This window comes from Frigoribacterium sp. 2355 (assembly GCF_054060695.1).
On record NZ_JBSSDL010000009.1, the window covers coordinates 1 to 19,055 of the forward strand.

Below are 19,055 nucleotides of genomic sequence, written 5' to 3' on the forward strand. Positions count from 1 at the left end.
GGGCGCCGCCGGGCGCGCTGCCGCGCCCGGCCGCGCCCCCCCCCCCGCCGCGCGGGGGGGGGGGGGGGGGCGCGGGGGGGGGGGGGGCCGGCGCGGCGGGCCCCCCCCCCCCCCCCCCCCCCCCCCCCCCTTCTCGGGTGCTCGTGAGAGCGAGGACTACTTGACCGCAGCCTTGAGCTTGCTGCCGGCGCTGACCTTGACGCTGTCGCTGGCGGCGATCTCGAGGGCCTCACCCGTCTGCGGGTTGCGGCCGGTACGAGCGGCGCGGTGCGTCTTCTCGAAAGCGATCCACCCGGGGATGGTGACCTTCGTGCCGTCGGCGACCGACTTCGAGACGACGGAGAAGAACGCGTCGACGACGCCGCTGACGGCGGCCTGGCTCTGGCCGGACTCGGATGCGACAGCTGCGACGAGCTCGGTACGGTTCAGTGACTTGTCAGCCATGTAAATGTCCTCCTCGGACTTCATTCGGTGTGACGAGACACGGCGTTCACCATGCCTGTGCGGTCGAGACCAGAGAGCCGAGGGCCCTGTGGAACCGGTTGAAACCTACCAGGAAGACTTCGTGATGCCCGGCAACTCGCCACGGTGGGCCATGTCGCGGAAACGCACGCGGCTGATGCCGTAGGCCTTGAGGTGACCGCGGGGGCGGCCGTCGACCGAGTCGCGGTTGCGGAGGCGGACCGGCGATGCGTTGCGCGGCAGCTTCTGCAGACCGAGGCGAGCGGCTTCGCGGCTCTCGTCGGAACCGTTCGGGTCGATCAGGGCCTTCTTCAGCTCGAGACGCTTCTCGGCGTAGCGGGCCACGATCTCGGCGCGCTGGTTGTTCTTGGCGATCATGCTCTTCTTGGCCATTTTTAGCGCTCCTCGCGGAATTCGACGTGCTTGCGAATCACCGGGTCGTACTTCTTCAGCACGAGACGGTCGGGGTTGTTACGACGGTTCTTCTTGGTCACGTACGTGAAACCGGTGCCCGCCGTCGAGCGGAGCTTGATGATGGGACGGACGTCCTGCTGACGAGCCATTAGATCTTCTCCCCACGAGCGAGCAGGTCCTTGACGACCGACTCGATGCCACGAGCGTCGATGACCTTGATGCCCTTGGCGCTGAGCTGAAGGGTCACGTTACGACGAAGCGACGGCACGTAGTACGTCTTCTTCTGGATGTTCGGGTCGAAACGACGCTTGGTGCGTCGGTGCGAGTGAGAGATGTTGTGTCCGAAGCCGGGAACGGCTCCGGTCACCTGGCAGGTTGCTGCCATGGTTTTCCTCCGTAGATACCGTGAGGGCCGGAGCCCTCACCCAAGGTCACTTGTCGGCGCGCCGGTCCCCCTGCCCGATCGAGGGATCGGGCGATGAAGCCGGGAGGCGGTGCACATGGGCGCAAAGAGCGCCCAACCAAAGGGAGAGCTTACGCGACACGCCCGGACCCACGCAACCCGCGCCTCCCGGGCTCGGGGTCGGGGCTCGGGGCTCGGCGCTCGGAACCCGGGACTGCGGCCACGCGATCGCGTCGGCGCGCGCCGACGGGACGAGGAGGCGCGGCTCAGCGGATCGCCGAGGCGCAGCTCAGCGGATCGCGGAGGCGTCGGCGGCCGCGCGGGCCTCGGCCGTGCACGCGGGGCACAGGCCGAACACGTCGACCACGTGCTGCGCCTCGGTGAACCCGTGCGTCGCGGCGACGTGCTGGGCCCAGGTCTCGACCTCGTCGGCTTCGATCTCGACGGTGGTGCCGCAATTGCGGCAGATCAGGTGGTGGTGATGCGTGCCCGGCGTGCAGGCGCGGTAGAGGCTCTCGCCTTCTTGCTGCAGCGAGTCGGCCGAGCCGTCGGCGGCGAGGTCGGCGAGTGCCCGGTAGACCGTGGCCAGGCCGATGCCGGTCTCGCGCAGGTGGGCGTGCAGCGCCTGGGCGCTGACGAACCCCTCGCTCGTGCCGAGTGCTTCTCGCACGGCCTCGCGTTGCCACGTGTTGCGTCGGACCACCACGGCGTCCTGCCTCTCTGTGTGTCGGACCTCGGTGCGTCGGGTCCCGGTGCACCGGGACCCGGTGTGTCGGACCCCGGTCTGCCTCAGACGCCGGTCGGTGCCAAGGGTACCCGCGGGCCCCTGCGCGGCTTCACGGCGGCGGCCGTGCGACGCCAGCCGACCAGGCGGCAGACGAGCCAGATCGTGAACGAGATCGTGGTGACGTAGGGACTGATCGGCAGGCCCCCGCCCAGGGCGAGCAGGATGCCGCCGACGACCGAGACGACGGCGAAGGTCACGCTCAGCACGGGCACGAGCCGGGGGTTGACGGTGAGCCTCAGCGCGGCCGCGGCGGGCGTGACGAGCAGCGAGAGCACGAGCAGCGCCCCGATGATCTGCACCGACACCGCGACCGACAGGCCCAGCACGAGCATGAAGACGATGCCGAGCGTGCGCACGGGGACGCCGGCCGCCGCGGCGACGTCGGGGTCGACGCTGGCGAAGGTCAGCGGACGCCAGATGACGATCAGCGTGACGATCACCACGGCCGAGATGGCGACGAGCCAGCCGAGCTGTGGGTTGTCGACCGACACGATCTGGCCGGTCAGCAGCCCGAACTTGTTGGCCGACCGCCCTCGGTAGAGCGCCAGGAAGAGGATGCCGAGGCCCAGGCCGAACGGCATGAGCACCGCGATGATCGAGTTGCGCTCCCGCGCCCGGGTGCCCAGCAGCCCGATCAGCAGGGCGGCGATCAGGCTGCCGACGAGCGAGCCGCTGACGACGTTCACGCCGAGCAGCAGGGCGGCCGCGGCACCGGCGAACGAGAGCTCACTGATGCCGTGCACCGCGAAGGGCATGTTGCGCGTGATCACGAAGGGCCCGATCAGGCCGCCCACCAGGCCGAGCACGGCGCCCGCGACGACGCTGTTGCGCACCAGCACGAGCAGCTCGCCGAAGTCCTGGAAGCTGAACAGCTGCGACCACAGGTCGGTCATCGGACGAGCCCTTCGTCGTCGAGGTGTTCGTCGACGTGGTGGTCGTGCCCGTCGTGGCTGCCGACGATCACGATGCGCCCCATGGTGCGGATCACGTCGACCGGGGTGCCGTAGAGGTCGCTCAGCACGTCGGCGCGCAGCACCTCGTCGGGTGTTCCGATGCGGAACCGGCCTCCGGCGAGGTAGAGCACCCGGTCGACGACGTCGAGGATGGGGTTGACGTCGTGCGTGACGAACACGACCGCGGCGTTGCGGGCCCGCCGCTGCTCGTCGATCAGGCGGGTGACCTCGCGCTGGTGGCGCAGGTCGAGCGAGATGAGGGGCTCGTCGCAGAGCAGCAGGGCCGGTTCGGCGGCCAGCGCCTGGCCGACCCGGGTGCGCTGCTGCTCGCCGCCGCTGAGGCTCGCGACCGGAGAGGTCGCGAACGAGGTGGCGCCGACCTCGTCGACCAGGGCGTCGATGCGGGCCCGTTCGGTCGGGGTCTCGCGGCGCGGCCCCCAGCGGTGGCCCGTGACGCCGAGCGCGATCATGTCACGGGCACGCAGCGGGGTGCCGGACTCCATCAGTCGTTGCTGCGGCACGTAGCCGATGCGGCGGTGGCCGCGCCCGACCGGCCGGCCGAGGAACTCGATGCTGCCCTCGGTCAGGTGCTGCTGCCCGAGGATCGTGCGCAGCATCGTCGTCTTGCCCGCACCGTTCGGCCCGAGCACCGCGATGAACTCGCCCGGCCGCACGTCGAGGTCGAGACCCGACCAGAGCGTGCGGGCGCCGAACGAGACCCCGGCGTCGCGGAGGCGCAGCACGGCGTCGCCGCCGCCACCGGCCGAGGAGGCGCGGGTGGCGGCGGCGACGGAGGTCGCGCCGGACGGGTCGGTCACTCGCCGAGGGCCGCCGAGATCGCGTCGATGTTGCTCTGTTGCCATGCCACGTAGTCTTCCCCCTCGGGCAGCAGCTCGGTGACCGGCACGATGGCGACGCCGGCGTCGGTCGCGGCCTTCTCGACCTGCTCGGTCTCGGGACTCGAGGTCTGCTCGTTGTAGGCGAGCAGGTCGACCTTCCCGTCGGTGAAGAGCTTCAGGGTGTCGTTGAGCACGGCGGGCGACACGTCGTCGCCCTCCTCGATCGCCTCGGAGAAGGCCTCGGGCGTCACGTTGACCAGGCCCATCGCGTCGAAGAGGTAGCCGGGCACGGGCTCGGTGTAGGCGACCGGGTCGCCGTCGTGGGCCGTCTTGATCGAGGCGGCCTGCGCCTCCAGGTCGGCGATCTTCGTGCCGAAGGCCTCGGCGTTCGCGGTGAACGTGTCGGCGTTCGCCGTGTCGACCCGGCCGAACTCGTCGGCCAGGGCCGTGGCGAGCTTCGCCATGCTCGGCAGGCTGTAGAACACGTGCTCGTTGAACGCGGCGTGGTCGTGGTCGTCGTGCTCGTCGGCCTCTGCGGTGGCGTCGTCGCTCGCGGCGTCGGTGGCCTCGTCGGCGTGGTCGTCGTGCCCGGCCTCGGGGTCGAGCCCCGAGACGTCGACGGCGTTGACCACGGTGGCGTCGGTTCCGCTCGCGTCGACCATCGTGTCGACGAACGAGTCGTAGCCGCCGCCGTTCTCGACGACCACGTCGGCCTTCGAGACGGCCAGCTGCGTGCGGGCGTCGGCCTCGTACGAGTGCGGGTCCTGCGAGGGGTCGCTGATGATGCTGGTGACGTCGACCAGGTCGCCCCCGACGGTCGTGGCGATGTCGCCGTAGACGTTGGTCGACGTGACCACCGAGATCGCGCCTCCGTCGGTGGAGTCGGTCGAGCCCGAGGCGCCCGTGGCGCAACCGCTCAGCACGAGGGCCGCGGCGGCGGGCAGGACGAGCAGGGTCGGCAGCGAGCGCATCTTCATGGCCGTCACGCTATTGCTACTGATAATGATTGTCAAAACGAGGAGGCGCGGGTCGGCCGAGCGCGCCTCCTGCGTCGCGAGACAGCGCGACACCCCCTGCTCGGCACGACACCCCCTGTTCCGAGGGTGTGATGCCGGACAGGGGGTGTCGCAGCGCGCCTACGCCTTCGTGGCGGCCTCGACGGACTCGGCGCCGGCGGCGTCGTCGTCCTCGCGGCCGGGCGTCTTGAGGTTCCACTTCTTGATGACGAAGCTGAACAGGACGTAGTAGACGACCGCGTAGCCGAGCCCGATCGGGATGAGCCAGATCGAGTTCTGCGAGATGTTGAAGTTCAGCACGTAGTCGATCAACCCCGCCGAGAAAGTGAACCCGGTGTGGATGTCGAGTGCGTTGACCAGCATCATCGACGTGCCGGTCAGCACCGCGTGGATGACGTACAGCGGCCAGGCGACGAACATGAACGAGAACTCGAGCGGCTCGGTGATGCCCGTGATGAACGCCGTCAGCGCGGTCGACAGCATGATGCCGCCGATCAGCTTCTTCTTCTCGGGGCGGGCGTGACGCCAGATCGCCAGGGCCGCGGCGGGCAGGGCGAACATGAAGATCGGGAAGAACCCGGTCATGAACACCCCGGCGCTCGGGTCGCCGGCGAAGAAGCGGTTCAGGTCGCCCCGGACGATCTCGCCGCTGGCGTTGGTGTAGTCGCCGACCAGGAACCAGACGACCGAGTTGAGGATGTGGTGCAGGCCGGTGGGGATCAGCAGGCGGTTGGCGACGCCGTAGATGCCGCTGCCGACCACGTCGTTCGACGCGACCGCCTGGCCGATGCCGGTGAGGGCGTTGTTGAACAGGGGGTAGATGAACGACATGACGACGCCGACGACCAGGCCCGTGACGGCGGTGAGGATCGGCACCATGCGACGGCCCGAGAAGAACCCGAGGAAGTCGGGCAGCTTCGTGCGGTAGAAGCGCTGCCAGATCATCGCCGAGAGGATGCCCATCACGATGCCGGCCAGCACGCCGTAGTTGATGACCTCGGGGTCGCCCGTCGGGGTCTCACGGCCCGCGAGCACGACCGGCGACATGGCCTTGAAGACGCCGTCGATCACCATGTAGCCGACGACCGCGGCGAGGGCCGTCGAACCGTCCGACTTCTTCGCCCAGCCGATCGCGATGCCGACCGCGAAGATCAGCGGCAGCCAGGTGAAGACCGCCTGCCCGGCGGCGCCGATCACCGAGGCGCCCGTCTCGAAGCCGGGGATCGCGCCGAGGAGGTCGGCCTGCCCGAGTCGCAGCAGGATTCCCGCCGCCGGCAGCACCGCGATCGGCAGCATGAGGCTGCGGCCGAGACGCTGCAGCACCGCGAACGCGGCCGAGCCCCTCTTCTTGGTCGGGGCCGACTCGGTCGTCGTCGTCATCAGGTGGTCCTCTCGTCGGTGAGCAGCCGGGGTGCGGGGTGGGTCGGGTGTCGTGCGGGTGGGGCGGTTCCGGAGGCACGGGTCGCGTCGAGCGCGGAGCCTCCGGTCCTGTCCGGTCATGACCAGTGAGTGGTAGTTTCCTCAGACCGACGGGTGGTGTCAACTAGGACGACACCCTCGTCGCCGCGAGCGACCGACCCACGGAGGAGAACAGCTCATGTCGAAAGCACAGGCCATGATCGACGGACTCGGCGGCGCCGACAACATCGAGGAGATCGAGGGCTGCATCACGCGCCTCCGCACCGACGTCCGGGACATCTCGCTCGTCGACGACGCCGCCCTCAAGGCCGCGGGAGCCACCGCCGTCGTCCACGCGGGGGGCAGCGTCCAGGTGATCGTCGGCACGATCGCCGACTCGCTCGCCGAAGACATCAACGACCTGCTGCCGTGACCACGGTCCTCTCGCCCGTCGCCGGCCGGGTGACGGCGCTCGCCGAGGTGCCCGACGCGGTCTTCGCCGGGCAGCTCGTGGGCGCGGGCGTCGCGGTCGAGCCGAGCGCGCCTCCTGGAGGGGGTGTGGTCTCCGTCGTCTCGCCGGTCGCCGGCGAGATCGTCAAGCTGCACCCGCACGCGTTCGTGGTCGTGGGCGGGTCGGGCACCGGCCTGCTCGTGCACGTCGGCATCGACACGGTCAAGCTCGGCGGCGAGGGCTTCGAGCTCGTCGTGGCCGAGGGGGCGACCGTCGCGGCGGGCGACCTCGTCGTCCGCTTCGACCCGGCCGTCGTGGCCGAGGCGGGCTACTCGGCCGTCATCCCGGTCGTCGTGCTCGACAGCGCCCCGGACAGCGTCCCGCAGCAGGCCGTCGGCACGACCGTCGCCTCGGGGGAGCCCCTCTTCGACCTCTGAGGCCGACGCGGCGCGGCCAGGAGTCAGTCGGGCGTCGTGCCCGATTCGACCTGCATCTGCAGGCGGTAGCGGTCGGAGCGGTACCAGCTCTTGGCGTGTTCGAGCGGGACGTCGCCGGCGAACGAGATCCGGTCGAAGTACATCACCGGGGCGCCCTCGCTCGTGCCGAGCAGCGTGGCGACGTCGGCGTCGGCCCCCTCGGCGCTGACCGTCTGGGTCGCGCGGGTGATCGGCGTCGCGTAGTCGCCGTCGAGGGTCCGGTAGAGCGAACGGCTCAGGTCGTGGTCGAGCAGCCCGGGCAGTCGGTCCGCGGGGTACCAGCCGTCGTCGATGCTGACCGGCACGCCGTCGGCCAGGCGCAGGCGCTTGACGTGGAACGCCGAGGCGCCGTCCTCGAGTCCGAGGGCCGCGGCCGTCTCGGGCGGCGGAGTCGTCTCGGCCTTGACCAGCACGATCGTGCTCGGCACGTGGCCGAGCTTGGTCATCTCGTCGGTGAACGAGGCGAGGTGCAGCGTCGACTGGACCACGCGGTGGGCCACGAAGGTGCCCTTGCCTCGCACGCGGGTCAGCCAACCCTCGTTCACCAGCTGCCCCACGGCCTCGCGGACGGTGATCCGGCTGACGCCGTACTCGAGCATGAGCTGGCGCTCGCTGGCGATCGCCGAGCCGGGCTGCTGACCGGCCGCGAGCCGCTGCACGATGGAGCGCAACTGCTCGTGCTTCGGCACGGCTCCGTCGGTGATGCGGTCGGTCATGGGCCCCCTCGTCCGTCGCGCCCGAGGGTGGTCCCATCTGGTCATGACCGGTCGTCCTGCCCTCGACGTTACTGCACGCCGTCCGTCGCCAGCCAGGTCGGGGCCCGGCTGCCCGCGGGGTTCCCAGGAACGGACGAGGAGGCGCGGGCTCAGTCGAGCAGGAGCGCGGGCTCTTCGAGGACGCTCGCCACGTCGGCCACGAACCGGCTGGCGACGTCGCCGTCGACCACGCGGTGGTCGAAGCTCGCCCCGATCGTCGTCACCATGCGCGAGCGGACCTCGCCGTCGACGACCCAGGCCTTGGGCTTGATCGTGCCGAGGGCCACGATCGCGACCTCGCCCGGGTTGAGGATCGGCGTGCCGGTGTCCATGCCGAAGACGCCGATGTTGGTGATGGTGATCGTGCCGTCCCGCATGTCGGCCGGCGTCGTCTTGCCGTCTCGGGCGGTCAGCGTCAGCTGTTCGAGGGCCTGGGCCAGCTCGAGCAGGCTCATCGACTGGGCCTCCTTGACGTTCGGCACGATGAGGCCCCGCGGGGTGGCCGCGGCGATGCCGAGGTTGACGAAGTGCCGGACGAGGATCTCGCGGTCGGTCCAGGCCGAGTTGACCATCGGGTTGCGTCGTACGGCCCAGATGATCGCCTTGGCCATGATCAGCAACGGCGAGACCTTGACGCCGGCGAACTGCGGCGACGCCTTCAACCGCTTGACGAACTCCATCGTGCGGGTGGCGTCGACGTCGACGAACAGGCTGACGTGCGGGGCGGTGAACGCCGACGACGTCATGGCCGCGGCGATGGCCTTGCGGACGCCCTTGACGGGGATGCGCTCGACGCGTTCCTCGCCCCACTCGGGCGTCTCGATGTTGCGGAACACGCTGGCCTGCTGGGCGTGACGGATGACGTCGTCGCGGGTGACCTCTCCGGCCAGGCCGGTCGGCTGGACGACGGCGAGGTCGACCTCGAGGTCTTTGGCGAGCTTGCGGATGGGCGGCTTCGCGATGATCGGCAGGGCCTGCGCGGCGGGCACCGACGTGGTGGGGCGTCGCCGGGCCTGCTCGGCGACGCGCAGCTGCCGGGCGTCGACCTCGGTCTGCGACGGGCGACGGCGGCGGGTCGAGCCGTGACCGCCCGCGGCGCCGTAGCCCACGAGCACGGCACCCGAACCGGAGTCGGCCGGGGCCTCGGGGGCGTGCGCGACCGAGCCGGTGTCGCCGTCGGCGCTGACCGCGTCGGCCGAGCGGGCCGGAGCGGCGGGGGAGGAGCTCTGCGCCGGGGTGGCGGACGCCGCGGGCTCGGCCTGGCGGGCACGCTGCGCGGAGAGTGCTTGTTCGTTCTGCGACACGACCTGCGCCGTGCGGGCGAGTCCGCCCGACTCGAGGGACTCGGACTCGGCGGCCCGACCCGACGGGGTCGCGGGTGCCGTCGAGTCGCCGACCCGGATGATCGGGGTGCCGACGTCGACCGTGGTACCCGGTTCGACGAGGATGCTCTCGACCACGCCGGCGTAGGGCGAGGGGAGCTCGACGAGCGACTTCGCGGTCTCGATCTCGACGAGCACCTGGTTGATCTCGACGCTGTCGCCGGGGGCGACCTTCCATTCGACGATCTCGGCCTCGGTCAGGCCCTCGCCGACGTCGGGCAGGGTGAATTCGCTGGTCATGTCGTGACTCCTAGTAGGCCAGGGCCCGGTCGACCGCCTCGAGCACGCGGTCGGCGTCGGGCAGGTACTGCGTCTCGAGCTTGGCGGGAGGGAAGGGCGTGTCGAAGCCGCTGACGCGCAGGACGGGTGCCTCGAGCGAGTAGAAGGCCTTCTCGGCGACGGTGGCCGCGATCTCGGAGCCGACCGACACGAAACCGGGGGCCTCCTGCGCCACGACGAGGCGCCCGGTCTTCCGGACCGACTCGAGGATGGGCCCGTAGTCGACGGGGGAGAGCGACCGCAGGTCCACCACCTCGGCCGAGACGCCCTCGGCCGCCGCGATCTCGGCCGCCTGCAGCAGAACGCTGACCATCGCGCCGTGCCCCAGCAGGGTGACCTCGGTGCCCGTCCGGACGACGCGGCTCGCGTGCAGCGGTGCCTGCGGGTCGCTCAGGTCGACGTCGCCCTTGGGCCAGTAACGGCTCTTGGGCTCGAAGAACATGACGGGGTCGTTCGACGCGATCGCCTCCTGGATCATCCAGTAGGCGTCGTGCGGCGTGCTCGGGCTGACGACGCGCAGGCCCGCGGTGTGGGCGAAGTACGCCTCGGGGCTCTCCTGGTGGTGCTCGACCGCGCCGATGTGCCCGCCGTAGGGCACGCGGATCACGACGGGCATCGTCAGGGTGCCCTCGTGCCGGTTGGTCAGCTTGGCGAGCTGCGACGTGATCTGGTCGAAGCCGGGGTAGATGAAGCCGTCGAACTGGATCTCGCAGACCGGGCGGAAGCCACCCATCGCGAGTCCGATGGCGGTGCCGACGATGCCGGACTCGGCGAGGGGGGTGTCGATGACGCGTTTGTCGCCGAACTCGGCCTGCAGCCCCTCGGTCACGCGGAAGACGCCGCCGAGCGTGCCGATGTCTTCGCCCATCAGCAGGACGCGGGGGTCGTCGGCCATGGCCTTGCGGAGGCCGGCGTTGATCGCCTTGCCGAGCGGCATGGACTGCACGGAGGCGCGGGTCGACTCGGTCGTGCCGGTCGGGTTCTCGACGGTGTCGGTCATGCTGCCCCCTCGTCGGTGGTCGCGGTCTCGCCCGCGCCGCCGAAGCTCTGCTCGTAGGTCGCCAGCCACTGCTTCTGCTCGGTCATGAGCGGGTGCGGCTCGGAGTACACGTGGTCGAAGATGAGGCCGCGGTCGGGGTTCGGCAGCGAGACCGTGCGCCGACGGACGTCGGCTCCGAGGTCGTCGCCCTCGGTCTCGAGGTCGGCGAAGAACGCGTCCCCCTCGCCTCGGTTCCGCAGGAAGGCCTCGAAGCGCGTGATCGGGTCGCGGGCGATCCAGGACTGCAGCTCGTCGTCGGTGCGGTACTTGGTGGGGTCGTCGGACGAGGTGTGCGCGCCGACGCGGTAGGTGAGCGCCTCGATGAAGCGGGGCCCGCCACCGCCGCGGGCGGCCTCGAGGTCGCGGCGGCTGACGGCGTAGCTCGCGAGCACGTCGTTGCCGTCGACCTGCGTGCCGGGGATGCCGAAGCCGCCGGCCCGGGCGACGAGGGGCGTGCGCGACTGACGCGCGACCGGCACGCTGATCGCCCACTGGTTGTTCTGGAGGAAGAACAGCTCGGGGGTCTGGAAGCTCGCGGCGAAGACCAGGGCCTCGCTGACGTCGCCCTGGCTGGTCGCCCCGTCGCCGAAGAACGTGACCACGGCCTGGTCGACCTCGGGATCGCCCGTGCCGCTCTTGCCGTCGAGGCCGAGCCCCATGGCGAAGCCGGTCGCGTGCAGCGTCTGCGAGCCGATCACCAGCGTGTAGACGTGGAAGTTCTGGTGCTCGGCGGGGTTCCAGCCGCCGTGCGTGTGACCGCGCAGCAGGCGCAGGATGTCGACCGGGTCGATGCCGCGGGACAGCGCGACGGCGTGCTCGCGGTAGGACGGGAAGAGGTGGTCCTGCGGGCGGGTTGCGTGGGCCAGGCCGACCTGGGCCCCCTCTTGGCCGTGGCTCGGCACCCAGAGGGCGAGCTGCCCCTGGCGCGCGAGTGCCGCGGCCTCGCGGTCGAATCGACGCGTCAGCACCATGTCGCGGTGCAGGGCGCGGAGTCCGTCGTCGCCGAGGGCGTCGACGTAGGGGCGGAACTCGTCGGCCGCAGCCGACTCGACCACCTCGCCCGACGGCGACAGGAGCTGGACGGGCGGCGGCGCGTCGGTCGCTTCGGAGGAAGACATGGCGTCCAATCTATTCCGCGGCATATGCCGTCACCGGGATGTGAGGTCGACGATCTGCTGGGCGGCGTGCAGCAGCTTGTCGACCGACGACGGCTCGCCGATCGTGACGCGCACGCCCTCGCCCGCGAACGGCCGGACGACGACCCCGTGGTCGGCGAACACCTGGGCGGCGGCCGCCGTGTGCTCGCCCGTGGCGAGCCAGACGAAGTTGCCCTGCGCCTCGGGCACCGTCCACCCCTGGTCGATCAGGGCGCGTCGCACCTGGTCGCGCAGCAGGACGATGCGGTCGACCCGCCCGAGCAGCTCGTCGGCGTGGTCGAGCGAGGCGAGGGCCGCGGCCGCGCCCTGCTCGGTGACGGCGAGGGGGATGGCCGTGGCCCGCGCGGCGTCGAGCAGGTAGGAGGCGCCGATCGCGTACCCGACGCGGAGTGCGGCCAGCCCGTACGCCTTCGAGAAGGTGCGCAGCAGGACGAGGTTCGGGTGCAGCTCGGTGAGCGTCTCGCCGTCGACGGCCGTGCTGTCGGTGACGAACTCGGCGTACGCCTCGTCGAGCAGCACGAGCACGTCGTCGGGCACCGCGGCCATGAACGACTCGAACTCGCCCGTCGACACCGTGGTGCCCGTCGGGTTGTTGGGGGAGCAGACGATGACGACGCGGGTGCGGTCGGTGACGGCCGCGGCCATGGACTCGAGGTCGTGGCCCCCGTCGGCCCGCAGCGGCACCTGGACGCTCGTCGCACCGGCCACCGTGACGAGCCCCGGGTAGGCCTCGAACGAACGCCAGGCGTAGACGACCTCGTCGCCGACCGAGGCCGCGGCGAGCACGAACTGGGCCAGCAACGAGACCGACCCCGCGCCGACGTGCACCTCGTCGACGGTGACGCCGAACCGGGTGGCGAGGGCCGTCCGCAGGGCCGTCGCCGAGGCGTCGGGGTAACGGTTGAGCGAGACGGCGCCACGGACGGCCTCGAGGACAGAGGGGAGGGGCTCGAACGGGTTCTCGTTCGACGACAGTTTGAAGGCGTCGGGGGACGCCTGCTTGCCCTGGCGGTAGGGCGGGAGGGCGGCGATCTCGGGACGGAGTCGGACGGGAGTGGTCACGCGGCCAGCCTATGGGGCGGGGGCCGCGTCGCGGCAGGACACCGCGCCTCCTCGGGAGATCCGGTCGGGCACTACCGCCCGTGGAGGAGAGGTCGGCATGATGGGGGGATGACCCGATTCGTCGTGAGGCTGCTCATCAACGCGGTGGCCCTGTGGCTCACCACGCTGCTCGTGTCGGGGGTGACGGTGACGCCCTACGGAGCAGGGGGCACCCTCGAGAAGATCGTGACCTTCCTGCTGCTCGCCCTGGTCTTCGGAATCGTCAACGGCGTGGTCGGCACGGCGATCCGGGTGGTGGCCTTCCCCCTCTACATCCTGACTCTCGGCCTGATCGCGTTGATCGTGAACGGGCTGCTGCTGCTGATCGTGGCGTGGATCTCGGATCTCTTCGGCTTCGGGTTGACGATCGACGGTTTCTGGTGGGGCGTGATCGGTGCCGTCGTGCTCGCGGTCTTCGCCTGGGCCATCGGCGTCGTCGTCCGCCCCGTGGTCGGGCGGGGTGACCGGAAGCGGTGAACCGGTTCCGCATCTGCTTCGTCTGCACGGGCAACATCTGTCGCTCGCCCATGGCCGAGACCGTGCTGCGCTCGCTCGCCGACGACGCGGGCCTCGGCGACCGGGTCGAGGTCACGAGCGCGGGCACCGGCGACTGGCACGTCGGCGAGGGGGCCGATCCCCGCACCGTCGAGGCCCTGGAGCGCCGCGGCTACGATGGTTCCCGGCACCGGGCGAAGCAGTTCGAGGCCGACGACTTCGCACGCTACGACCTCGTGGTGGCGTTCGATCGCGGCCAAGAACGCATCCTCCGGGCCTGGGCAGGCGACGACGCCGACCGCTCGAAGGTGCAGCTGCTGCTCACCTTCGCTCCCGACGCGGCGCCGGCGGGTGGCGGTCTCGACGTCCCCGACCCGTACTACTCCGACGCAGCACTCTTCGACGAGGTGCTCGACATGGTCGAGCGCGCCTGCTCGGCCCTCTTCCGCCAGATCGAACCCGCACTCCGCAAGGGACAGTCATGACGTTGCCTCCTCAGCCCCTCAGCCCGCTCGACGGCCGCTACCGCTCGTCGGTCGGCACGTTGGGGGACCACCTCAGCGAGGCGGGGCTGAACCGGGCCCGCGTGCACGTCGAGGTCGAGTGGCTGATCGCCCAGACCGACCGCCGCGCGTTCGGCTCGACGCCGCTCGACGACGAGCAGAAGCGGGCGCTGCGGGCCGTCGTCACCGACTTCGGCCAGGCGGCGATCGACGAGCTCGCCGGCCTCGAGGCGACGACCCGTCACGACGTCAAGGCCGTCGAGTACTTCGTGCGGGCACGGCTGGCCGAGCTCGGGCTGGACGGGATCGCCGAACTCACCCACTTCGCCTGCACCAGCGAGGACATCAACAACCTGTCGTACGCGGTCACCGTCAAGGCGGCCCTGTTCGACGTCTGGCTCCCGGCCTTCGACGCCGTGCTCGCCGCCCTCACCACCTGGGCCACCGACGCCCGCGACGTGCCGATGCTCGCGCACACCCACGGGCAGCCGGCGACGCCGACCACGGTCGGGAAGGAGTTCGCCGTGTTCGCGCACCGCCTGCAGCGTCTGCGCTCGCAGATCGTCGGCACCGAGTTCCTCGGCAAGTTCAGCGGGGCGACCGGCACGTTCTCGGCCCACGTCGTCGCCGACCCCGGGCTGGACTGGCCCGAGACGGCCCGCTCCTTCGTCGAGGACGCCCTGGGGCTGACCTTCAACCCGCTGACGACGCAGATCGAGTCGCACGACTGGCAGGCCGAGCTCTACTCGCGCGTCGCCCACGCCAACCGGGTGCTGCACAACCTCGCCACCGACGTGTGGTCGTACATCTCGATGGGCTACTTCACGCAGATCCCGCAGGCGGGGGCGACCGGCTCGTCGACCATGCCCCACAAGATCAACCCGATCCGCTTCGAGAACGCCGAGGCCAACCTCGAGATCTCGTCGGCGCTCTTCGACTCGTTGGCCTCGACCCTGGTCACCAGCCGTCAGCAGCGCGACCTCACCGACTCGTCGGCCCAGCGCAACATCGGGGTCGCGTTCGGCCACTCGATGCTCGCGCTCGACAACCTGCGTCGCGGCCTCGGCGAGATCGCCGTCGGCACCGTGACCCTCGAGTCCGACCTCGACTCCAACTGGGAGGTCCTCGCCGAGGCCATCCAGACCGTCATCCGCGCCGAGGTCGTCGCCGGACGATCCTCGATCGACGACCCCTACGCCATGCTCAAGGAGCTGACCCGCGGCAAGCGCGTCGGCCAGGCCGAACTGGTCGCGTTCGTCGAGGGCCTGGACGTGTCCGACGAGGCCAAGCAGCGCCTCGTGGCCTTGACCCCGGCGACCTACACGGGCATCGCGGCGCAGCTCGTCGACTGCCTGGCCTGACCCCGGGAGGCGCGGGTCGGCCCGTCAGGACGGCCCGCGCACCCGAGGGCGCCGCGCGACGCATCAGCGGCCGACGGGCCGCGACGGAGCAGCGGCCGAGAGGCCGCGGCAGTCGATCCGCGTCGCGTCAGTGGCCCCGCGGCTTGTCGGCGTCGTCGATCTCGTGTCGCTCGTCGTCGTTGGGCTTGGCCGCGAGCGCGAGCATGGCGATCGTGACGAGCGCGACGATGAAGCCGATGCAGAGGAAGATCAGCGCCAGCTGGAGGTCGCGCGTCGTCATGAGCACGACGAGCCCGACGAAGGCGGCGAAGACGCCCGACAGTCCGAGGAACTCGGCGGGGCGGAACCGGTCGCGCCAGGTGGGGTGGGTCATGACGTTCGTCCCTTGTCGTCAGGGGTGTCGGCAGGGGCCGGGTGCCCGGTCTGCCATTTGAGCGAGAGGCCGGCGATCACGAGGAACACGCCGACCAGGGCGCCGTAGGCGCCCAGGATGCCGACGAGCACGGTCGAGGAGGTCAGTTCGCCCTCGATCTGCTCGATGCCGCCGAGCTGCTGGCTGTAGTCCGGCGGGACGACCAGGAAGACCAGGGCCAGCACCAGGGTGAGCACGCCGACGGTCGTCCAGTCACGGGCGAGCGGCGAGCGACGACGACGTCGCAGGCCGGTGAGCAGTTCGAGGCCGCCGGTCAGCACGGCCCAGGCCGTGACGAAGGCGACCAGCACGGGCAGCTGACCGTGCGAGAAGACGAGGCAGAGGGCGCCGATCACGGCACCGACGACGCCCTGCAGGACGGCGATGGTGCGGCTCGAGCGGTCGTGGAGGCGCAGGGCCGATCCGACGGCGAGCACGACACCGCCGGCGACCGCCGCCGCCCCGAAGGTCAGCAGGCCGACCTGGGGCGAGTGGTCGGGGTTGAAGGTGATGGCCGCCGCGGCCGCGAGGGCCGGGACGGCACGCAGCACGGGGACGGGCCAGTACGCGGAGAGCGACGGGTCGACGCCCCTGCCCGAGGGGTCGGGCGACGCCACGGGGGCGGTCGCGCCGGAGTCGTGGTGCGCAGGCGTCACGAGACCTCTTTCACGGGTGGGGGACCCGCCGAGTTTACCGCGCGCTCCTGAACGCCAGGCGGCGGACGGTGCCGAGCGTCAACGGCCAGCCGCGGCCCCTGAGCGTCCCGAGCTGACGTGCCATGTGGGCAGGCGTCACCCGCAGCACCCCCTCGGCCTCGAGCGACAACCCCGCGAGCACACCGTCCAGCGAACGTCGGGTGGAGGCCAGCCCCTCGGCCGTGTCCAGCCCCACCGCGATCCGCACGCCGGTCGGCAACCGGCTGACCCGGGTGTAGGCGGTGGTGGTGTCGGCCCACGTGGACCGCCAGCCGGGCTGGACCTCCTTCACGCACTCGAGGAGGCGCACCGTCGCGACGTCGGGGTCGGGATGGTCGACGGTGAGCAGTCGGTAGTAGGTGCGTCGGACGCCCTCGGTGCTCACGAAGAGCAGGTCGGCGTAGCCCGCCACGACCGTGGCGGGCCGTGGCCCGATGCCGACCACGGTGCCGCCCCCGAGCCATGAACCGTGGCCGTCCTTCGCGTCGGGCCAGAGCCCGACGAGCACCTCGAGCCCGGAGATCTCGATCTCGTGGGCCGGTGCGTCCGACGCCGCCGCCCCGAGGGCGGAGTCCCGCAGGCCGTGGCCCTGATGGGCGTCGCGTTCGCCCGTCCTGTAGGGCACCTGCTCGAGGTCGTGCACCACCCCGCCGAGCCGCTCGACGAATCTGGCAGTCATTGTCGATAGGTTACGTGTGACATACGGAGAGCCGCAACCCCGGTGCCCGGCGACCTCCCGACACCTTCCCAGCCCACGCCGTTACGTTCGCACCATCTTCGGGCCGCCTCCGGCCCATCCACCCGGCTGAGAAGTCGACCAGCCGCGGGAGCCCGATGACCGCCACCGTCCCCACGACCCCCCGAACCGCGTACCCGCGGATCGTCCACGCACCGGCAGGTGCGGCACCCGCCGGGTTCCGCCCCACCGTCGCCGGACAGGTCGGCAAGCCGACCAGCACGTACTCGAGCCTGCTCAAGTCCGTGCGCGAGGCGGGCCTGCTGCAACGCCGCACCGGCTTCTACGTGACGGTCTTCGTCGTCCTCGTCGCGTGCCTCGGCGGCGCGGCCACCGGGTTCGTCCTGTTGGGCTCGAGCTGGTTCCAGCTGTTGATCGCCGCGGCCCTCGGCGTCATCCTCACGCAGTTCGCGTTCCTCACGCACGAGGCCGCGCACCGCCAGGTGTTCGAGTCGGGCACGCGCAACGACAAGGTCGGTCGCGTCCTCGCGGCCGGCGTCGTGGGCATCAGCTACGCGTGGTGGATGACCAAGCACAGCCGCCACCACGCCAACCCGAACACCAAGGGCAAGGACCCCGACATCGCGTTCGACACGATCTCGTTCCTCGAAGAGGACGCGGCGAAGCAGCGCGGCGTGCTCGGCTTCATCACCCGCCGTCAGGGCTACTTCTTCTTCCCCCTGCTGCTCGGCGAGGGCGTCAACCTGCACGTGACCTCGTTCCGCACGCTGCTCGGCCGTGACAAGGTCGAGGGCCGCGCGCTCGAGATCACGCTCATCGCCGTGCGCCTCGTCGCCTACTTCGGCGTCGTCTTCTGGTTCCTGCCGCTCGGCATGGCCTTCGCCTTCATCGGCGTGCAGATGGCCGTCTTCGGCCTCTACATGGGGTCGTCCTTCGCCCCGAACCACAAGGGCATGCCGATCATCCCCGAGGGTGCGAAGGTCGACTTCCTGAGCAAGCAGGTGCTCACCTCGCGCAACATCACGGGTCGGCACTCGACGGCCTTCATGGGCGGGCTGAACTACCAGATCGAGCACCACCTGTTCCCGAGCATGGCGCGTCCGAACCTGCGCGCGGCCAGCGCCCTGGTGAAGGCGCACTGCGCCGAGCACGGCATCCCCTACACCGAGACGACGATCGGCAAGTCGTACGCGATCGTCATCCGGTACCTCAACCGCGTCGGCCTCTCGGCCCGCGACCCGTTCGACTGCCCCGCGGCGTACGCGATGCGTCCGCGCTAGGCGGCGTCGAACAACAGGACCGCAGGAGGCGCGGGCCGGGTCAGGCGATCCGGCTCGCGCCTTCGTCGTCCCCCGAGGAGCCCTCGTCGTCCCCGGAGGAGCCCTCGTCGTCCGTCTCGCTCAGGTGGGCCAGGCGGCCAGCTGCCAGCCCAACCAGGGCGAGAAGGCGAAGGGTGCCGCCGCGACCGCGTCGCGCAGCTCTCCGGGCTCGACCCACGCCCACTCGGCGACCTCGTCGGGCGAGGGATCGGGCAGGCCGACGGCGCGGGCCGTGAAGACCGGGCAGATCTCGTTCTCGACCACGCCCGAGGCGTCCGTGGCGAGGTACCGGAACTCGGGCAGGATCACCTCGACGTCGCGGACCTCCATGCCGAGCTCTTGGTGGGCGCGCCGCATCAACGCCTCGGCCGGCGTCTCGCCGGGGGCGGGGTGGCCGCAGAACGAGTTGGTCCAGACGCCGGGCCAGGTCTTCTTCGACAGGGCTCGTCGGGTGACCAGGACGCGGCCGAGGTCGTCGGTGACGTGACAGCTGAACGCCAGGTGCAACGGCGTCGTGGCGGTGTGCACGGTCGCCTTCGCGGTCGTGCCGATGGGCGTGCCCTCGTCGTCGAGGAGCACCACGAGCTCGTCGTGAGCGCCCGGGCGGTCACCGGACGTCGGCTGGGGATGCGTCGAGATCTCACGGGTCATGAGAGGTAGT

The 19,055-nt window shown here is 70.9% G+C and carries 24 protein-coding genes; 6 read left to right on the top strand and 18 right to left on the bottom strand.

Annotation, left to right across the window (positions count from 1 at the left end):
- Positions 1-156 precede the first annotated feature (156 nt).
- From ACVJ1F_RS11260 to ACVJ1F_RS11300, 9 genes are all read right to left on the bottom strand, one after another.
- Complete coding sequence (locus ACVJ1F_RS11260; protein WP_043595940.1) at positions 157-444, bottom strand: HU family DNA-binding protein; 288 nt, start codon at positions 442-444, stop codon at positions 157-159.
- Positions 445-549: 105 nt separating this feature from the next.
- Positions 550-855: a 30S ribosomal protein S14 gene (gene rpsN / locus ACVJ1F_RS11265; RefSeq protein WP_043595941.1), complete on the bottom strand. Its 306-nt coding sequence runs from the start codon at positions 853-855 to the stop codon at positions 550-552.
- Between the two features lie 2 nt (positions 856-857).
- The gene (gene rpmG / locus ACVJ1F_RS11270; RefSeq protein ID WP_043595944.1) at positions 858-1,025 is read right to left on the bottom strand and encodes a 50S ribosomal protein L33; all 168 of its coding nucleotides are present in this window, start codon (positions 1,023-1,025) and stop codon (positions 858-860) included.
- Positions 1,025-1,261 (bottom strand): 50S ribosomal protein L28, encoded by a 237-nt coding sequence (gene rpmB / locus ACVJ1F_RS11275; protein WP_043595945.1) that lies wholly within the window; start codon positions 1,259-1,261, stop codon positions 1,025-1,027. Before rpmB ends, rpmG begins: the two co-directional genes overlap by 1 nt.
- Before the next feature lie 307 nt (positions 1,262-1,568).
- The gene (locus ACVJ1F_RS11280; protein ID WP_054145907.1) at positions 1,569-1,982 is read right to left on the bottom strand and encodes a Fur family transcriptional regulator; all 414 of its coding nucleotides are present in this window, start codon (positions 1,980-1,982) and stop codon (positions 1,569-1,571) included.
- A gap of 86 nt (positions 1,983-2,068) precedes the next feature.
- Positions 2,069-2,959 carry a metal ABC transporter permease gene (locus ACVJ1F_RS11285; RefSeq protein WP_056049779.1) on the bottom strand — a complete coding sequence of 297 codons (891 nt, stop codon included), beginning with the start codon at positions 2,957-2,959 and terminating at the stop codon, positions 2,069-2,071.
- Positions 2,956-3,837, bottom strand: a complete 882-nt coding sequence (locus ACVJ1F_RS11290) for a metal ABC transporter ATP-binding protein (protein ID WP_369794407.1) — start codon at positions 3,835-3,837, stop codon at positions 2,956-2,958. The genes ACVJ1F_RS11285 and ACVJ1F_RS11290 overlap by 4 nt, the downstream gene beginning before the upstream one ends.
- Positions 3,834-4,835 (bottom strand): metal ABC transporter solute-binding protein, Zn/Mn family, encoded by a 1,002-nt coding sequence (locus ACVJ1F_RS11295; protein ID WP_456886277.1) that lies wholly within the window; start codon positions 4,833-4,835, stop codon positions 3,834-3,836. Before ACVJ1F_RS11295 ends, ACVJ1F_RS11290 begins: the two co-directional genes overlap by 4 nt.
- A gap of 159 nt (positions 4,836-4,994) precedes the next feature.
- Entirely contained in the window at positions 4,995-6,254 is a 1,260-nt protein-coding gene (locus tag ACVJ1F_RS11300) for a PTS transporter subunit EIIC (protein ID WP_056049777.1), read from the bottom strand.
- A 217-nt stretch (positions 6,255-6,471) separates the two neighbouring features.
- On the opposite strand from ACVJ1F_RS11300, the gene ACVJ1F_RS11305 reads away from it, so the two are divergent.
- The gene (locus ACVJ1F_RS11305; RefSeq protein WP_054145886.1) at positions 6,472-6,705 is read left to right on the top strand and encodes a glucose PTS transporter subunit EIIB; all 234 of its coding nucleotides are present in this window, start codon (positions 6,472-6,474) and stop codon (positions 6,703-6,705) included.
- On the top strand, positions 6,702-7,160 hold the full coding sequence (locus ACVJ1F_RS11310; RefSeq protein WP_456886279.1) for a PTS sugar transporter subunit IIA: 459 nt from the start codon (positions 6,702-6,704) through the stop codon (positions 7,158-7,160). The genes ACVJ1F_RS11305 and ACVJ1F_RS11310 overlap by 4 nt, the downstream gene beginning before the upstream one ends.
- A 23-nt stretch (positions 7,161-7,183) precedes the next feature.
- Here ACVJ1F_RS11310 and ACVJ1F_RS11315 read toward each other — a convergent pair whose 3' ends face one another.
- From ACVJ1F_RS11315 to ACVJ1F_RS11335, 5 genes are all read right to left on the bottom strand, one after another.
- On the bottom strand, positions 7,184-7,915 hold the full coding sequence (locus tag ACVJ1F_RS11315) for a GntR family transcriptional regulator (protein ID WP_456886281.1): 732 nt from the start codon (positions 7,913-7,915) through the stop codon (positions 7,184-7,186).
- 149 nt (positions 7,916-8,064) lie between these two features.
- Positions 8,065-9,576, bottom strand: coding sequence for a 2-oxo acid dehydrogenase subunit E2 (locus ACVJ1F_RS11320; protein WP_456886282.1), 1,512 nt, complete (start codon positions 9,574-9,576; stop codon positions 8,065-8,067).
- 10 nt (positions 9,577-9,586) lie between these two features.
- A complete protein-coding gene (locus ACVJ1F_RS11325; protein ID WP_370274458.1) occupies positions 9,587-10,552 on the bottom strand; it encodes an alpha-ketoacid dehydrogenase subunit beta in 966 nt (321 codons plus the stop codon).
- 59 nt (positions 10,553-10,611) lie between these two features.
- Positions 10,612-11,772, bottom strand: a complete 1,161-nt coding sequence (locus tag ACVJ1F_RS11330) for a thiamine pyrophosphate-dependent dehydrogenase E1 component subunit alpha (RefSeq protein ID WP_056049763.1) — start codon at positions 11,770-11,772, stop codon at positions 10,612-10,614.
- 30 nt (positions 11,773-11,802) lie between these two features.
- A complete protein-coding gene (locus ACVJ1F_RS11335; protein WP_456886284.1) occupies positions 11,803-12,873 on the bottom strand; it encodes a histidinol-phosphate transaminase in 1,071 nt (356 codons plus the stop codon).
- Between the two features lie 108 nt (positions 12,874-12,981).
- Here ACVJ1F_RS11335 and ACVJ1F_RS11340 point away from each other — a divergent pair, with 108 nt between their 5' ends.
- From ACVJ1F_RS11340 to purB, 3 genes are read left to right on the top strand one after another with little or no spacing between them, the layout of a single operon-like run.
- Positions 12,982-13,389 (top strand): phage holin family protein, encoded by a 408-nt coding sequence (locus ACVJ1F_RS11340; RefSeq protein ID WP_456886286.1) that lies wholly within the window; start codon positions 12,982-12,984, stop codon positions 13,387-13,389.
- Positions 13,390-13,439: 50 nt separating this feature from the next.
- Positions 13,440-13,892, top strand: coding sequence for a low molecular weight protein-tyrosine-phosphatase (locus ACVJ1F_RS11345; protein WP_199736314.1), 453 nt, complete (start codon positions 13,440-13,442; stop codon positions 13,890-13,892).
- Complete coding sequence (gene purB / locus ACVJ1F_RS11350) at positions 13,889-15,271, top strand: adenylosuccinate lyase (protein ID WP_456886288.1); 1,383 nt, start codon at positions 13,889-13,891, stop codon at positions 15,269-15,271. Before ACVJ1F_RS11345 ends, purB begins: the two co-directional genes overlap by 4 nt.
- 127 nt (positions 15,272-15,398) lie before the next feature.
- On the opposite strand, the gene ACVJ1F_RS11355 is transcribed toward purB, so the two are convergent.
- The 3 genes from ACVJ1F_RS11355 to ACVJ1F_RS11365 are packed head-to-tail and all read right to left on the bottom strand — an operon-like array spanning position 15,399 to position 17,057.
- Positions 15,399-15,644 (bottom strand): hypothetical protein, encoded by a 246-nt coding sequence (locus tag ACVJ1F_RS11355; protein ID WP_043594098.1) that lies wholly within the window; start codon positions 15,642-15,644, stop codon positions 15,399-15,401.
- Positions 15,641-16,339, bottom strand: coding sequence for a DUF308 domain-containing protein (locus tag ACVJ1F_RS11360; RefSeq protein WP_236556892.1), 699 nt, complete (start codon positions 16,337-16,339; stop codon positions 15,641-15,643). The genes ACVJ1F_RS11355 and ACVJ1F_RS11360 overlap by 4 nt, the downstream gene beginning before the upstream one ends.
- A gap of 34 nt (positions 16,340-16,373) precedes the next feature.
- Positions 16,374-17,057, bottom strand: a complete 684-nt coding sequence (locus ACVJ1F_RS11365; RefSeq protein WP_456886289.1) for a hypothetical protein — start codon at positions 17,055-17,057, stop codon at positions 16,374-16,376.
- A 155-nt stretch (positions 17,058-17,212) separates the two neighbouring features.
- On the opposite strand from ACVJ1F_RS11365, the gene ACVJ1F_RS11370 reads away from it, so the two are divergent.
- On the top strand, positions 17,213-18,355 hold the full coding sequence (locus tag ACVJ1F_RS11370) for a fatty acid desaturase family protein (protein ID WP_159825601.1): 1,143 nt from the start codon (positions 17,213-17,215) through the stop codon (positions 18,353-18,355).
- Between the two features lie 120 nt (positions 18,356-18,475).
- On the opposite strand, the gene idi is transcribed toward ACVJ1F_RS11370, so the two are convergent.
- Positions 18,476-19,045, bottom strand: coding sequence for an isopentenyl-diphosphate Delta-isomerase (gene idi / locus ACVJ1F_RS11375; protein ID WP_123570911.1), 570 nt, complete (start codon positions 19,043-19,045; stop codon positions 18,476-18,478).
- Between the last annotated feature and the right edge of the window lie 10 nt (positions 19,046-19,055).

Coding starts and splice junctions, on each gene's coding strand:
- rpmB (WP_043595945.1), bottom strand. CDS start 1,261: ATGGCAGCAACCTGCCAGGTGACCGGAGCCGTTCCCGGCTTCGGACAC.
- ACVJ1F_RS11285 (WP_056049779.1), bottom strand. CDS start 2,959: ATGACCGACCTGTGGTCGCAGCTGTTCAGCTTCCAGGACTTCGGCGAG.
- ACVJ1F_RS11260 (WP_043595940.1), bottom strand. CDS start 444: ATGGCTGACAAGTCACTGAACCGTACCGAGCTCGTCGCAGCTGTCGCA.
- ACVJ1F_RS11370 (WP_159825601.1), top strand. CDS start 17,213: ATGACCGCCACCGTCCCCACGACCCCCCGAACCGCGTACCCGCGGATC.
- ACVJ1F_RS11315 (WP_456886281.1), bottom strand. CDS start 7,915: ATGACCGACCGCATCACCGACGGAGCCGTGCCGAAGCACGAGCAGTTG.
- purB (WP_456886288.1), top strand. CDS start 13,889: ATGACGTTGCCTCCTCAGCCCCTCAGCCCGCTCGACGGCCGCTACCGC.
- ACVJ1F_RS11365 (WP_456886289.1), bottom strand. CDS start 17,057: ATGACTGCCAGATTCGTCGAGCGGCTCGGCGGGGTGGTGCACGACCTC.
- ACVJ1F_RS11300 (WP_056049777.1), bottom strand. CDS start 6,254: ATGACGACGACGACCGAGTCGGCCCCGACCAAGAAGAGGGGCTCGGCC.
- ACVJ1F_RS11340 (WP_456886286.1), top strand. CDS start 12,982: ATGACCCGATTCGTCGTGAGGCTGCTCATCAACGCGGTGGCCCTGTGG.
- ACVJ1F_RS11305 (WP_054145886.1), top strand. CDS start 6,472: ATGTCGAAAGCACAGGCCATGATCGACGGACTCGGCGGCGCCGACAAC.
- ACVJ1F_RS11325 (WP_370274458.1), bottom strand. CDS start 10,552: ATGCCGCTCGGCAAGGCGATCAACGCCGGCCTCCGCAAGGCCATGGCC.
- ACVJ1F_RS11355 (WP_043594098.1), bottom strand. CDS start 15,644: ATGACCCACCCCACCTGGCGCGACCGGTTCCGCCCCGCCGAGTTCCTC.
- rpmG (WP_043595944.1), bottom strand. CDS start 1,025: ATGGCTCGTCAGCAGGACGTCCGTCCCATCATCAAGCTCCGCTCGACG.
- ACVJ1F_RS11295 (WP_456886277.1), bottom strand. CDS start 4,835: ATGAAGATGCGCTCGCTGCCGACCCTGCTCGTCCTGCCCGCCGCCGCG.
- ACVJ1F_RS11345 (WP_199736314.1), top strand. CDS start 13,440: ATGGCCGAGACCGTGCTGCGCTCGCTCGCCGACGACGCGGGCCTCGGC.
- ACVJ1F_RS11320 (WP_456886282.1), bottom strand. CDS start 9,576: ATGACCAGCGAATTCACCCTGCCCGACGTCGGCGAGGGCCTGACCGAG.
- rpsN (WP_043595941.1), bottom strand. CDS start 855: ATGGCCAAGAAGAGCATGATCGCCAAGAACAACCAGCGCGCCGAGATC.
- ACVJ1F_RS11330 (WP_056049763.1), bottom strand. CDS start 11,772: ATGTCTTCCTCCGAAGCGACCGACGCGCCGCCGCCCGTCCAGCTCCTG.
- idi (WP_123570911.1), bottom strand. CDS start 19,045: ATGACCCGTGAGATCTCGACGCATCCCCAGCCGACGTCCGGTGACCGC.